12 protein-coding genes are annotated in these 14,593 nt (G+C 49.8%); 8 read left to right on the top strand and 4 right to left on the bottom strand.

From position 1 onward, the window contains the following. Positions 1 to 14 precede the first annotated feature (14 nt). Together RSC70_RS16685 and RSC70_RS16680 are read left to right on the top strand one after the other, a co-directional pair. Positions 15 to 1,241 carry an L-lactate MFS transporter gene (locus tag RSC70_RS16685; protein WP_063585956.1) on the top strand — a complete coding sequence of 409 codons (1,227 nt, stop codon included), beginning with the start codon at positions 15 to 17 and terminating at the stop codon, positions 1,239 to 1,241. A gap of 204 nt (positions 1,242 to 1,445) precedes the next feature. After that, a complete protein-coding gene (locus RSC70_RS16680) occupies positions 1,446 to 2,018 on the top strand; it encodes an HdeD family acid-resistance protein (RefSeq protein WP_040046365.1) in 573 nt (190 codons plus the stop codon). 361 nt (positions 2,019 to 2,379) lie between these two features. Here RSC70_RS16680 and fucO read toward each other — a convergent pair whose 3' ends face one another. Next, positions 2,380 to 3,528, bottom strand: a complete 1,149-nt coding sequence (fucO, locus tag RSC70_RS16675; RefSeq protein ID WP_304187225.1) for a lactaldehyde reductase — start codon at positions 3,526 to 3,528, stop codon at positions 2,380 to 2,382. A gap of 36 nt (positions 3,529 to 3,564) precedes the next feature. Continuing rightward, positions 3,565 to 4,212 (bottom strand): L-fuculose-phosphate aldolase, encoded by a 648-nt coding sequence (gene fucA / locus RSC70_RS16670; protein WP_025798618.1) that lies wholly within the window; start codon positions 4,210 to 4,212, stop codon positions 3,565 to 3,567. 658 nt (positions 4,213 to 4,870) lie between these two features. On the opposite strand from fucA, the gene fucP reads away from it, so the two are divergent. The 6 genes from fucP to mdoC all read left to right on the top strand — a co-directional run bounded on the left by fucP (position 4,871) and on the right by mdoC (position 12,331). After that, positions 4,871 to 6,190 (top strand): L-fucose:H+ symporter permease, encoded by a 1,320-nt coding sequence (gene fucP, locus RSC70_RS16665; protein ID WP_025798615.1) that lies wholly within the window; start codon positions 4,871 to 4,873, stop codon positions 6,188 to 6,190. Between the two features lie 68 nt (positions 6,191 to 6,258). Then, positions 6,259 to 8,049, top strand: coding sequence for an L-fucose isomerase (gene fucI / locus RSC70_RS16660; protein ID WP_234618291.1), 1,791 nt, complete (start codon positions 6,259 to 6,261; stop codon positions 8,047 to 8,049). Positions 8,050 to 8,350: 301 nt separating this feature from the next. After that, the gene (gene fucK, locus RSC70_RS16655; RefSeq protein ID WP_332543031.1) at positions 8,351 to 9,814 is read left to right on the top strand and encodes an L-fuculokinase; all 1,464 of its coding nucleotides are present in this window, start codon (positions 8,351 to 8,353) and stop codon (positions 9,812 to 9,814) included. A gap of 1 nt (position 9,815) precedes the next feature. Then, positions 9,816 to 10,241, top strand: a complete 426-nt coding sequence (fucU, locus tag RSC70_RS16650; RefSeq protein WP_063585962.1) for an L-fucose mutarotase — start codon at positions 9,816 to 9,818, stop codon at positions 10,239 to 10,241. Positions 10,242 to 10,320: 79 nt separating this feature from the next. Continuing rightward, entirely contained in the window at positions 10,321 to 11,076 is a 756-nt protein-coding gene (fucR, locus tag RSC70_RS16645; RefSeq protein ID WP_304187217.1) for an L-fucose operon activator, read from the top strand. 124 nt (positions 11,077 to 11,200) lie between these two features. Further along, positions 11,201 to 12,331: a glucans biosynthesis protein MdoC gene (gene mdoC, locus RSC70_RS16640; RefSeq protein WP_332543030.1), complete on the top strand. Its 1,131-nt coding sequence runs from the start codon at positions 11,201 to 11,203 to the stop codon at positions 12,329 to 12,331. A 42-nt stretch (positions 12,332 to 12,373) separates the two neighbouring features. On the opposite strand, the gene RSC70_RS16635 is transcribed toward mdoC, so the two are convergent. Next, positions 12,374 to 13,102 carry a DUF2884 domain-containing protein gene (locus RSC70_RS16635; protein WP_040046372.1) on the bottom strand — a complete coding sequence of 243 codons (729 nt, stop codon included), beginning with the start codon at positions 13,100 to 13,102 and terminating at the stop codon, positions 12,374 to 12,376. A 14-nt stretch (positions 13,103 to 13,116) separates the two neighbouring features. Then, entirely contained in the window at positions 13,117 to 14,043 is a 927-nt protein-coding gene (gene glsB, locus RSC70_RS16630; protein WP_234618295.1) for a glutaminase B, read from the bottom strand. Between the last annotated feature and the right edge of the window lie 550 nt (positions 14,044 to 14,593).

The following is a 14,593-nucleotide window of genomic DNA, read 5'->3' as shown; positions in this document are numbered from 1 at the left end:
TCTGGAGCAGCATCATGAATATGACTGGCATGCAAAATTACAATCGCACCCGCTGGCTAACGCTGGTTGGCACCATCATTACTCAGTTCGCTCTGGGTTCCGTTTATACCTGGAGCCTATTCAACGGCCCTCTGTCTGAAAAACTAGACGAACCTATCAGCCGCGTGGCCTTCTCCTTCGGCCTGCTGAGCCTCGCACTTGCCGTGGCCTCTTCCGTCGCGGGTAAATTGCAGGACCGTTTCGGCGTTCGTAACGTCACTATCGCCGCTGGTGTGGTATTAGCGCTGGGCTTCTTCTTAACCGCGCACTCTAACAACTTGATCATGCTGTATCTCAGCGCCGGTATTTTGGTCGGCCTTGCCGATGGTGCTGGTTACCTGATGACGCTTTCTAACTGCGTAAAATGGTTCCCAGAGCGTAAAGGCATGATTTCAGCCTGTGCCATCGGTGCCTACGGTTTAGGTAGCCTTGGTTTCAAATACATCGATACCAGCCTGCTGTCCGCCTACGGTTTGGAAAACACCTTCATGATTTGGGGTGGCTTGGCCATGGTGATGGTGATGGCTGGGGCAATGCTGATGAAAGATGCGCCAAAACAAGAAGTTGCTGCATCGAATGCGCAAGGTGAAAGCACCGCTCAGGATTACACACTGGCAGAAGCCGTACGTCAGCCACAATATTGGATGCTAGCGCTGATGTTCCTGACCGCCTGCATGAGTGGCCTGTATGTGATTGGTGTGGCGAAAGATATCGGTGAAGGCATGGTTCATCTGCCTGCCATGACCGCCGCAAGCGCCGTGACCGTGATTGCTATTGCTAACCTAAGTGGTCGCTTGGTGCTGGGTATCCTGTCTGACAAAATGGCACGTATTCGCGTTATCTCTCTGGCTCAGGTCATTTCCCTCATCGGTATGGGTACACTGCTGTTTGTTCCTTTGAATGAAGGTCTGTTCTTTGCTTCCGTTGCTTGTATCGCATTCAGCTTCGGCGGCACTATTACCGTATATCCATCGCTGGTCAGTGACTTCTTTGGCCTAAACAACCTGACTAAAAACTACGGCCTACTGTATCTGGGCTTTGGTATCGGCAGCATCATTGGTTCTATCATCGCGTCAATGTTCGGCGGCTTCATCGTGACCTTCTCGGTGATTATGACTCTGCTGGTGATTTCACTGGTACTGTCCGCAACCATCCGTATGCCGGGACACCGTGAAGAGCACAATCAGCTAGCCCACGTATAAATCGAGTTTTAAAGTAACACCTGCACTAAGCCACCGCCTGCGGTGGCTTTTTTCTTTTTACATTCCCTATCACTGGCAGCATTGCTTTCCATCTTTAATTAGACCGATTTCCGACATTCTTTGCGCCCATAACACACTTGTCGTATGACTATAATAAGCCAGAGATTTAACTACCGAACGCAACCTCGAAAATGGAGAGTCATCATGTTAAATATCGATCGTAAAAGTTTGCTCGGTTTGGACGGAAACTTTCTCAAAAAACAGCGTACCTTGCTGTTAGTTATCTCCTTTCTGCTGCTCTTGGGCGGGATTTTCTGCCTGATTAACCCCTTTGCCTCCGGCGCAGCATTAAGCGCCATTGTCGGCACGCTGTTTGTGCTCAGCGGTTTGGGTTTGATTATCGGGATGATTGCTAACCGCACACGCAACTTCTGGCCAATGGTGGCGGGCATTCTGATGGGCGTCGCATACATCATTATGGGCTACGTATTTATCACCAACCCGATGGTAGGTATTTTCACCATGTCGGTGATTTTAGCGACCCTCTTTGCTCTCGGCGGTATTATTCGCTTAAGTGCCGGTTTTAAACTGCGTGGCGTAAGCGGAGGATGGCTACAAATCATCATTGGGATTTTAGACTTGGCGATTGCCGCCATGTTTATCACCGCCGGCCCAGCCATGTCAGTCACGCTGGTCACCACTATCGTTGGGATTGAAATGCTGTTTAGCTCTTTCAGTTGTTTCCAGATCGCGGGGATGTTTAAGCGAGAGGCTTAATACTTAATTCTGGATATTTGAACGATAGAAGGAAAGTTTCGTCCGCCTATTAGAAGCAATATAACCATGAAATCCTTGGTGTAGGCGTCCGATAAGAGGCCGCCAGCGCGCGGCCTCTTAACTCGCGCGCTTTTATCCGAGATGGCATTTTCGCTCCGGTTTGGTATCGCCCATCCCGGGCGCCCCAAACTCCACGCAGAGGTCCTGTCTGCGTGGCTCGCGCTGCCAATGCTTAGACAAACCACCCTCAGAGCTTTCGGCACAAAGGCATATCCTTTTCGAAAATCAGTTTCTTTGCTTCATGAAATCTCATCGCCTCTTTGGCATGCGAAACACTTCACTTAGCTCAGCATACAAACCTTCACATTGCCGCCCGATACAATGCCTCGATCTCTGCGGTTTTCGCCTCGCGCGGATTCCCTCCGGTGCAAACGTCATCAAACGCGGCCTGCGCCAGCTCAGCGATATCTGTTTCACGCACGCCAACTTCTTTTAGCGAAGCGGGAATCCCCACGTCACGATTCAGTGCCTCTACGGCTTGAATTGCCGCTTCTCGCGCCTGTTCCAGCGTGGCATGAGCCACATCAACACCCATCGCCTGCGCAATCTGACGGTATTTTTCACCGGTATATGCGGCGTTATAACGCATGACATGAGGCAGCAAAATCGCGTTGGCTACGCCGTGCGGCGTGTTATAAAACGCGCCTAACGGATGGGCCATACCGTGCACCAAGCCTAATCCCACGTTGGAGAATCCCATCCCCGCCACATATTGCCCCAGCGCCATATCTTCAACGGCCTCAGGCAGACCGGCAACCGAGCTGCGCAGCGACCGAGCGATGATTTCAATCGCTTTCAAATGCAGCGTGTCAGTAAGCTCCCATGCGCCGCGCGTGATAAATCCCTCAATCGCGTGGGTAAGCGCATCCACACCCGTAGCGGCTTTCAAACTGGCGGGCATGCCGTCCATCATATCGGCGTCGATAAAGGCCACCAGCGGGATGTCATGAGGATCGACACAAACAAACTTCCGGCGATTCTCCTCATCGGTGATCACATAGTTAATGGTCACTTCAGCCGCCGTTCCTGCCGTGGTTGGAATCGCCAAAATCGGCACGCTTGGGCTATGAGTTGGTGCGACGCCTTCCAAACTGCGCACATCTTCAAACTCAGGGTTAGCGCTGATGATCCCAATGGCTTTGCAGGTATCCTGCGGTGAACCGCCGCCAATGGCGATCAGATAATCAGCACCACTCGCGTTAAACGTTGCCAGCCCACACTGCACAACGGCGATTGTGGGATTAGGCACCACGCGATCAAAAACCTGATATTCCAATCCGGCGGCATCGAGTTTAGCGGTCACCTTTTCCACCACGCCACAGGCAACTAATTGAGCATCGGTTACGATCAGCGCTTTACCATAACCACGGCGCAAAACCTCTGGCACTAATTCATTCACCGCGCCACGACCAAAAAACGATGTTTCATTCAAAATCATTCGATTTGTCATAATGAAAACCCTTTAGTGAGAAATATTGTCGCCGCGCTACTCTTCTACACGCAGGCCGTAAGTCTTGAATTTCTCCAGCACAATGGCGATTTCTTCATCAGACAATACCGGTACCGGATCAACGATTGGCAACGTTGCCAGATAAAGCTCGGCTAAAACTTCAACTTCGTGGGCCAGCCATAAAGCCTTTTGTAAATTGGCTTCGCAGGCAATCATGCCGTGATGCTGTAACAACGTGGCTTTGCGGTTTTTCAGCGCAACGGCGACATGCTCAGAGAGTTGTTTGGTACCAAACGTCGCATAAGGCGCGCAGGGAATCGTGCTGCCACCGGCGGCGGCAATCATGTAATGAATGGCAGGGATTGGGCGATTCAGAATAGAAACCGCCGTGCAGTTCACGGCATGGTTGTGCACCACCGCGTTGGCTTCTGGGCGCGTTTGATACGCAATCTGATGGAAGCGCCATTCACTAGAAGGCACTTTCCCCTCCTCGTGTTTCCCATGCTGATCGATATAAACAATATGTGACTCGGTCAAATTCTCATAAGGGATGCCCGTTGGGGTAATCAGCATTCCATCGCGGTAGCGCACGCTGACATTACCCGCAGTCCCCTGATTTAGGCCCAGACGTGTCATTTCTAAGCAGGTATGAATTATTTCGCGAGCTAATGAATCTCTTTCCATTTGTTGCCTCTCTGATTATTGATGGAATCAGTCATTTAAAAATAACGGTGTTGGTAACTGTCATATTTATCCTGTAGAGAACAACAATAAAAAACCTGATTAAAATATGTGACCCAGTTCAATAGAATTACATCACCGTCATATAAAAAGCACACAAATATAAAATTAAAAATGTCCGTTTAATTTTCATTAAATAAAAACGGGCAAATCTACAAAGATAAACAGAGAACTGACCGTTTAAATTAAAAATAAAATAATCGGGCATTCTATTTGTGTTTTTTATGTCTTATTTGATTAAAACGGGCATGTTTTTTGATTTATTAAAGTGACTACCTTCACATTTCCGCCCCCAATAATATTGAATGTGACTGAACTCATACTTTTAGTGCTTTTTTGTTTTAAGAATAGCTTCACTTACCGCATAAACGGCATGATTGCACCCCGCCTCCGATTGAACGGAGAGTGCCTGAACGTGTTACTGCGGAAGAAGAACAGATTTATGCCAAAAATAATTGGAGTTGCATCCAGGCGGCAAGAGAGTCAATCCCGATGAGCGTGCTTTAGCCAGCGATTCAGGTGACCAAGCCTAGCCAACATCGAAGCAGCTTCAAGTATGAAGGGTATACACAATATCTCTGTATGACCTAACGAGGGCGCTATGGGAAACGTTTCAATCCAGTCAGAAAACTACCGCGTTGCCAGTCATGAGCGCAAAGGAAACTATTTAATTCCTTTTGCATTATTATGTTCACTTTTCTTTTTATGGGCTGTCGCTAACAATTTAAATGATATTTTACTGCCTCAGTTTCAGCAGGCATTTACCTTAACTAACTTTCAAGCTGGGCTGATACAGTCAGCATTTTACTTTGGTTACTTCCTAATCCCTATTCCTGCCGGAATATTAATGAAAAAGCTGAGTTACAAGGCAGGAATTATTACTGGGTTATTATTTTATGCCATTGGCGCTGCACTATTTTGGCCTGCCGCCGAGGGAATGAATTATACCTTATTTCTTATTGGCTTATTTATCATAGCCGCTGGGCTTGGCTGTTTAGAAACGGCAGCTAATCCTTTTGTTACCGTATTAGGACCAGAAGAATCAGGACATTTTAGAATTAATCTAGCCCAAACCTTTAACTCCTTTGGTGCCATTATTGCCGTCGTCTTTGGTCAGGGGCTGATTTTATCTCATGTTCCTCATCAGCCAGCCGAAGTGTTAAGCCAAATGGCGCCAGAGCAGCTCGCGGCCTATAACCACAGCTTGGTGCTGGCGGTTCAGTCGCCTTACATGATGATCGTGGCCATTGTACTGTTTGTCGCCTTGCTGATTGCCTTCACTAAATTCCCGACCATTCAAAGTGATGCGCATAGCGGTGACAAAGGCGGTTCCCTGCTGGCTTCGGTATCACGTTTGCTACGTATCCGCCATTGGCGCTGGGCCGTATTAGCGCAGTTCTGCTACGTCGGTGCTCAAACCGCCTGCTGGAGCTATCTGATCCGTTACGCCATCGAGGAGCTGCCAGGCACAACGCCAGGATTCGCCGCCAATTATCTAACTGCCACCATGGTGTGCTTCTTCATCGGGCGCTTTAGCGGAACGTGGCTTATTCGTCACTATGCGCCGCACAAGGTTTTAGCCATCTATGCCTTTATTTCCATGCTGTTATGCATCATTTCCGCAGCGGCAGGCGGTCACGTTGGCCTTATCGCGCTAACGCTGTGCAGCATGTTCATGTCTATCCAATATCCGACCATTTTCTCCTTGGGGATTAAGGGATTAGACCAAGACACCAAATACGGCTCATCCATTATTGTTATGACCATTATCGGCGGCGGCATTGTCACACCGGTCATGGGCTTTGTTAGCGATGCGGCGGGCAACATCCCAACCGCAGAACTGATCCCGGCGCTGTGCTTCGCCATCATTTTCATCTTTGCCAAGTTCAGATCAAACATCATGCCGCGCGCAACGGCTTAAGACATTCAACCTTAATGCAATTCAACCTTAATAAAGACAACCTACCGATTAACGTGAGGAAAATAAGAATGAATAGCCAACACCAGCCCCTACAAAACCTGCCCAAAATTGGTATCCGCCCAGTCATTGATGGCCGCCGCATGGGTGTACGCGAGTCCCTTGAAGAACAAACCATGAATATGGCGAAAGCCACCGCGCAGCTATTAAGCGAGCAACTGCATCACGCCTGTGGCGCAGCAGTAGAGTGCGTTATTGCCGATGGCTGTATTGCTGGCATGGCGGAATCTGCCGCCTGTGAAGATAAATTCAGTCGCCAGAATGTAGGATTAACCATCACCGTCACCCCTTGCTGGTGCTACGGCAGCGAAACCATCGATATGGACCCAATGCGCCCCAAAGCCATCTGGGGCTTTAACGGCACCGAACGTCCAGGCGCGGTTTATCTGGCAGCCGCGCTGGCGGCACACAGCCAAAAAGGCATACCTGCGTTTTCTATTTATGGCCACGATGTGCAAGACGGCGGCGATGACAGCATTCCAGCCGACGTAGAGGAAAAACTTCTACGCTTTGCGCGCGCTGGTTTAGCCGTCGCTAGCATGAAAGGCAAAAGTTATATGTCGTTGGGCGGCGTCTCAATGGGGATTGCAGGCTCTATCGTTGATCATAACTTCTTTGAATCATGGCTCGGTATGAAAGTGCAGGCTGTAGATATGACCGAGCTACGCCGCCGTATCGATCAGAAGATTTACGATGCCGAAGAGCTTGAACTCGCGCTTTCGTGGGCGGATAACAATTTCCGCTTTGGGCCTGACCTTAACGCCGAACAATATCGTCGTTCGCCAGAAAGCAGCCGAGCAGTATTACGTGAAAGCTTGCTGATGGCCATGTGCATTCGCGACATGATGCAGGGCAACGAAAAACTGGCTCAGCAAGGATTCGTCGAGGAATCACTGGGCTATAACGCGATTGCGGCGGGCTTCCAAGGCCAGCGTCACTGGACCGATCAATACCCTAATGGCGATACCGCTGAAGCCTTACTCAATAGCTCGTTCGACTGGAACGGCGTGCGTAAACCGTTTGTGGTGGCCACTGAAAACGATAGCCTCAACGGCGTTGCGATGCTGTTTGGGCATATGCTCACCGGCACCGCACAGGTATTCGCTGACGTTCGTACCTACTGGTCACCTGAGGCCGTCAAACGCGTAACCGGAAGCGAGCTCACCGGCCATGCCAAAGACGGTATCATCCATCTGATTAACTCCGGCTCTGCGGCGCTGGATGGCTCATGCCGTCAGCTTGACGCGCAGGGTAATCCAACCATGAAACCGCATTGGCAAATCAGCCAGAAAGAAGCGGATGCCTGCTTGCAAGCAACAGAATGGTGCCCTGCGATCCATGAATATTTCCGTGGCGGCGGCTATTCATCTCGTTTCCTAACCCGCGGCGGCGTTCCTTTCACCATGTCCCGCGTCAATATCATCAAAGGTATTGGGCCAGTATTGCAGATCGCAGAAGGTTGGAGCGTTGAGCTACCTAAAGACGTGCATGACACGTTAGATAAGCGCACCAACGAAACATGGCCAACCACATGGTTTGCCCCACGCTTAACCGGCAAAGGGCCCTTTACCGATGTGTACTCTGTGATGGCGAACTGGGGTGCTAACCACGGCGTGCTGACCATTGGTCACGTAGGTGCAGATCTGATTACGCTGGCATCGATGCTGCGTATTCCAGTGTGTATGCATAACGTGGAAGACGGCGAAATCTATCGTCCATCGTCATGGGCCGCACACGGCATGGATACCGAAGGACAGGACTATCGCGCCTGCCAAAACTACGGGCCATTGTATAAAAAATAATGCGCGGAGTGACCCCCTCCCAGCCTTCCCCTTCGCAGGGGGAGGGGCATACCGAGTTCGGTTTGCGTCACTGAACGGCAGGGAATTCACACCCTTCCGGCCTCTCCCCTCGCAAGGGGAGGGGCATATCGAGTTCGATTTGCGTCACTGAACGGCAGGGAATTCATACCCTTCCGGCCTATCCCCTCGCAGGGGGAGGGGCACACCGAGTACGGATTATGTCACTGAACGGCGCCCTCCCCTGACAAGGGGAGGGTTGGGGTGGGATAAATCTGTTTATATTTATTCACTAGGAGCCACCATGAACCATGATGTGGTGATCATTTTAGACTGCGGTGCTACCAATATTCGCGCAATGGCGGTAGACGCCAAAGGCATTGTGGTCGCTAAGGCGTCCACCGCCAATGCGAGCCAGCCCGCCGCAGAAAATGACCAATGGCATATCTGGTCATTAGATGACATTTTGCAGCGCTTTGCCGATTGCTGTCAGCAGCTCATGCCACAGCTAAGCGGCTACCAAATTCATGCGCTGAGCGTGACCACCTTTGGCGTTGACGGTGCGCTGGTCGATAAGAATGGCGAACTACTCTATCCAGTAATTAGCTGGAAGTGTCCGCGAACGGCGGCGATTATGGAGAAAATCGATCGCTATATTACCCCCGGCGAACTGCAAACAATTTCCGGCATCGGTCAATTTAGCTTTAATACTTTGTATAAGCTGATCTGGATAAATGAAAATCGGCCTGAATTATTAGAACAAGCACATGCATGGCTGTTTATTTCCTCGCTGATTAACCACCGTCTGACAGGCGAATTCACCACCGATCGCACCATGGCGGGCACCAGCCAGCTACTCGACGTGCGCCAAGAAACTTTTAGCGAGACTATTTTACAACGCACAGGCCTTCCCTCTTCGCTCTTCCCGCGCATGGTCGCCGCAGGGGAACATGTTGGCAGCTTATTACCGAAAATGGCTGAGCGTCTTGGCATTCCCGCAGGCACACCGGTGATTTCCGCCGGTCATGATACCCAGTTTGCCCTATTTGGCTCTGGTGCCGAACTCGATCAGCCCGTGTTGTCATCCGGTACATGGGAAATTCTGATGGTTCGCACACCGCAGGTAAATACCTCACTGCTGCCACGTTTTGTCGGTTCGACCTGCGAACTTGATAGCTGCCAAGGCCTGTTCAACCCCGGTCTTCAATGGCTCGCGTCCGGCGTGTTGGAAAGAGTGCGCCAGCTCTATTGGCCTAATGAAAAAGTCCCCGATGCCTACGCCCAAATGATTACCGAAGCTGGCGTAATTCGTCCCGGTGCGGAAGGCCTTCGCATGAACTGTCAGCTGCTTGATAACCACGCTCAAGCCGGTTGGCGCGGCATGCGTTTGCACACCGAGCGCGGCCATTTCTACCGTTCCGCTCTCGAAGGACTTTCTTGGCAACTACAGCAAAATCTCGCAGTGCTAGAAAACATTGGTGGATTTGCCTCTAAGGAATTGCTGCTGGTTGGCGGCGGAAGCCGAAACATGCTGTGGAATCAAATTAAAGCCGATGTTTTAAACCTGCCGGTCAAAGTACTGCACGATGCAGAAACCACCGTGCTAGGCGCTGCGATGTTCGCTTGGAGCGGAGTGGGTTACTACGATTCGCCAGAACAGGCTCGCCAACAGGTGAATTATCGCTATCAATCTTATTATCCCGGTGAGCAAAGCAAGATATATCAATCTCTTGCCCACGAAAATAATCTGCTTATGGAAGGAGTATAAAATGCTGAAAAATATCTCTCCGCTGATCTCACCCCAATTGCTCAAGACCTTGGCAGAGATGGGGCATGGCGATGAAATCATTTTCTCCGATGCGCATTTTCCCGCTCATAGTATGGGACCGAAGGTCATTCGAGCCGATGGGCTGCGCGTCAGCGATTTACTGGCCGCCATCATCCCGTTGTTTGAACTTGATAGCTACGCCCCGCCGTTGGTAATGATGGCTGCGGTTGAAGGCGATACGCTGGATGCCAGCGTGGAGCAGCGCTATTTGCAGGCATTGTCGTGCCCCGATCGCAGCGATCTTTCTGTCACTCGTATCGATCGCTTTGCGTTTTATGAACGTGCTCAAAAGGCCTTTGCGATCGTCATCACAGGCGAGACGGCTAAATACGGGAATATACTATTAAAAAAAGGGGTGACGCCTTAATCTCTTGCTCTGGATTTAACCATGCGCCAGCCATTAGGCCAGAACTTGGCGCATGGTTTTTCGTGAGAGGAGAGCCATCGTGAAAACAGATCGCCATCAGGCCATCGTACAACTCATCCGACAGCATGAAACCCTGACCACTGAAGATCTTGCCGAACTGCTGCACGTTAGCAAAGAGACGATCCGACGCGATCTCAATACGCTACAGACACAAGGTAAGATCATCCGCCAACACGGCCGCGCCAAAAGCATCAAGCGCGATACGCAAGACAACGGCGATCCCTTCAGCGCTCGCTTGAAAAGCCACTTCACCAGCAAAGCCGATATAGCGCGCCAAACGCTTCCATGGATCGATGCAGGAATGACAATTGCCCTTGATGCCAGCTCAACCTGCTGGTATTTGGCGAAACAGTTACCTGATATTGATATCACCGTGTTCACCAATAGCGTGCGCATCTGCCAAGAACTATCCAAACGGGAACACATTCAGCTCATCAGTTCCGGTGGACTGCTGCAGCGTAAATATGCGTGTTATGTTAATCCAGCCATCCTTTCCCAGCTCAAAGAGTTGGAAATCGATCTCTTTATCTTCTCGTGCGAGGGCATTGATAGAGAAGGTGTTTTATGGGATTCCAACAGCTACAACGCTGAATTTAAATCGCTGCTACTTAAGCGTGCACTACAATCTTTATTGCTGATAGATAAAAGCAAAATGAACCGCACCAGTGAAATAAAGATTGGTGGTATTAGCGATGTAGTTCAGGTGATAACGAATTTAGAAACGCCAGAAATTGACGCTTTATCGGAGGCTGAATATGAGGGTAGCAGCCGTTAGTATGAAGTCTCACTTAAGCACGGATTAATCCAAAAATGCATGCGAACACTTGCCGGATGGGCATTATCTCCCTAGAGTTACGCCACTTTATGGCTTATCTGACAGGATTTTTAGGTATAACGCATTGGCTAAAACTATCCAACGAGAACACTATCTAGACTATATCCGCGCTACGCTCATGCTGTTGGGGATACCTTTCCATGTTTCACTGGTCTATTCAGCCCACCATTGGGTGGTGAATAGCACGCCTGAAAGCCTGACCCTCAGCTTATTTAATGATTTCATTCACGCCTTTCGTATGCAGGTCTTCTTTGTTATTTCAGGCTATTTTTCCTGCATGCTGTATCAGCGATATCCGCTAAAAAAATGGCTAAACGTTCGCCTAACGCGATTATTGATCCCGATGGCAGCTGCGATGGTGCTGATCACGCTGCCCCAGTTCTGGTATATCCTGCATCACACTTCGGGGATCGGCGATTGGGATCAGGCTAATGTGTGGCAAAAAGCCAATATTTGCGTGTGGTATCTGGTTTCACACCTTTGGTTTTTACTTACGCTAAGTTTGCTTACCGTTATCAGCGCGCCGTTGCTCAACGCTATCGTGAATCGCGGGCTTTGGAGCAAAGTACCAACCCACATGTTATTGCCAATTTTCATCGCGTTAGGCGTGGTTTTTGCCGTTCTACACAAGCTTTGTGCGACCTTCATGCCTGACGTTACCGGCTCGGCGTTATTTAACTTTTTAGTGGTGAATACGTTGATGTATTTCCCGTTTTATTTGCTCGGTGCCGTGGCATTCGTGCATATAAAACATAAAGAAAATATTACGCGAGTGTCATTCACCGACGGTCTGATTGCCGCGGCGTCGGTGGGATTATATCTATTGAATGAAAATACACAGGTCTTCGCACCGCTTCAGCTCAGCGTGCAGTTTTGCCTGATTTTCATCATTGGCCTAACGATGACTAAAGTTGTACTCACGCTGGGTCATCGCCTGTTAAACCGCGAGTCGCACGGCGTGACTTACTTTGTTGGCGCATCGCTATTTATCTATTTGGTGCATCATCCACTGACGATTATCTACGGCAGCCTGATGGAAAACGCACACCCGAACCCATTCGTTGGATTCATTATTGGCGTCACACTGGTGGTCTTAGGGTCGTTAGCGCTGTATGAGATACATCGCCGAGTACCTCTGCTGCGCTACCTGTTTTCGGGTAAACCACAGAAACCTGTGGTGAATTCACTGAAATGATGAAATTTGCCAGCCGCTCGGGCTGGCAAATTATTGTCTCACTTACGCCTTTGGCAGCTCTTTAATCAGCGCCTGACGCTGGTTATCGAGCGTAGTAATGCGCGTACAAACGTCTTTCCCGAAAGCTTTGAAGTCATCATCCTGCTTGCTCCACTCGGTACGGATCGCCTGCTGTAACCCACCCAGATTGCCCATGATGGCCTGTAACGGATTATCGGACTTGGTAGCATTCGCAGCCTGTTTCAGCCCCATCTCATTGATGCTGTCTTGCAGAACACCACCCATGGTCTGGTTTACTAAATTCTGGCCTTCCTGCTCAACTTTAGAAATGGCTTGATGATGGAAGATGTAACCATCGCTGCGCTTTTCTAGAATTTTTTGCATCTGTTCTTTGAGTTGAGAATCCAGTTTAGTCAGGCGGTTACGGATATTGCTGTCGCTACCCACCTGCTCAACGATCACTTTATCCAGAGAAACACGGGCTTTCTCCAAACGCTGCTGAGCCCCCTGATCAATCCACGGAAAATCAGTACGAATACCGGATTGCAGATTCACCGCCTGCTGTTTCGCTTTAGCACTGAGCGCTACGGCTTGGCCATCGCGGGTCATATTGCCATTTTTATCAATGGTGAGATTTCCGCTGGCACCCACAATCTGTACCTGCTGCGGATTAATGATGATGTCATCCTGCGGTTTAACGTTACATTCCCACGCCGCCTGTGCCTGCCACGCGGTTAGCATCAGTAGAGATAACCCTAATTTACGAATCATGCGTTCTTTCTCTCCTAAAAAATCGAGCGGCCAATGCGCTGCGCCAATATCTCAAGCGCGGCGGTTCCCGCCAGTGAGTTACCAGAGGCATCCAGTTCCGGACACCAAACTGCGATACTCATTTCATGTGGAACAACGGCAATAATGCCACCGCCCACGCCTGACTTGCCGGGCATTCCGACACGATAGGCAAATTCGCCAGCGCCATCATACATACCGCTAGTGACCATCATGGCATTAATCTGGCGGTTTTGCCGCTCATTGATGAGAGGCTCATCCAGCGCAGGAGAATGCCCGTTATTGGCAAGATAGACAAAAGTGCGCGCCAGTTCCATACAACTCATTCTTAAAGCGCAGTAATGGAAGTACGTTTGCAGCACCGTAATCACATCATTTTCAAAATTTCCAAACGACTTCATCAGATACGCAATAGCCGCATTTCGATCTGAATGTTCAAACTCAGAGCGCGCAACGCGTGCGTCATACACGATATCCGGCTCGCCCGACAGCGCTCGTACCACTTCCAACATGCGCTGCTTAGGCGCGCTCAGACGCGACTGGAGCATGTCACACACCACCAGCGCACCTGCGTTAATAAAGGGGTTGCGCGGCTTCCCCTGCTCCAGCTCAAGCTGCAACAGCGAGTTAAACGGCTGACCAGACGGCTCTTTACCGACGCGCGCCCAAATATCCGATTCCGCATAGCGGCTCAGCGCTACGGTCAAGCTCAATACTTTAGAAATCGACTGAATAGAAAAGCGCTCTTCTGCGTCACCAGCCTGATAGGTTTCGCCATCGACGGTACACACGGCGATCCCCAGCTTATTCGCAGGCACTTCAGCCAAAGCCGGAATATAGTCCGCCACTTTGCCCTGCCCGATCAAAGGGCGTACCTGAGCCAGAATATCTTCCAGCAGTTGATTACTCAGCTTAGTCGCCACACGCTACTCCACAATGCATCCAAAATACGTTCATAACGGGCGGGAGGATAAAGCAAATGCGCCGGAACGGAAAGGAGTAGCGGAGAGATAACGTGGATACAAAATAACTTTGCGAACAGCATTTAACGCGCTTTGGTTATCGAGAACTATTGATGCTTGGCGAGATTCTTACTCAAATTATTGAACAGCATTATCAAACGTTTAATGCAAAATCCTATTTTGCCAACGCTGAGAATATACGCTTAAAACATTTCTACGATAGGCTTGTACGAAGAGGGGGAATAGGTTAAATTTTGAACTTAATAACAATATTGGCCCTGGAGAACTCGGTTATGCTTTCAAGACCCCCAGTTTCAGAACTCAAAAAAATGACCGTACGTGAACGAAAGATTTTAGGTATGCAACTTGCCAAGCAGGCCTTCGATTTGGCAGTCAAAAACGATAAAATTGTGCGGATACCCTTCGCAAAACAATAAAAAACCCGCCGAAGCGGGTTTTTTTATACCTGTGGAAATCAATCCCACCAAACATCAAACAGATCGCTCACGAC

The sequence above is a fragment of the Hafnia sp. genome (assembly GCF_036648275.1).
GTDB lineage: Bacteria > Pseudomonadota > Gammaproteobacteria > Enterobacterales > Enterobacteriaceae > Hafnia > Hafnia alvei.
Note: the sequence above shows the minus strand (reverse complement) of the source record. Positions and strands in the feature narration are given on the sequence as shown.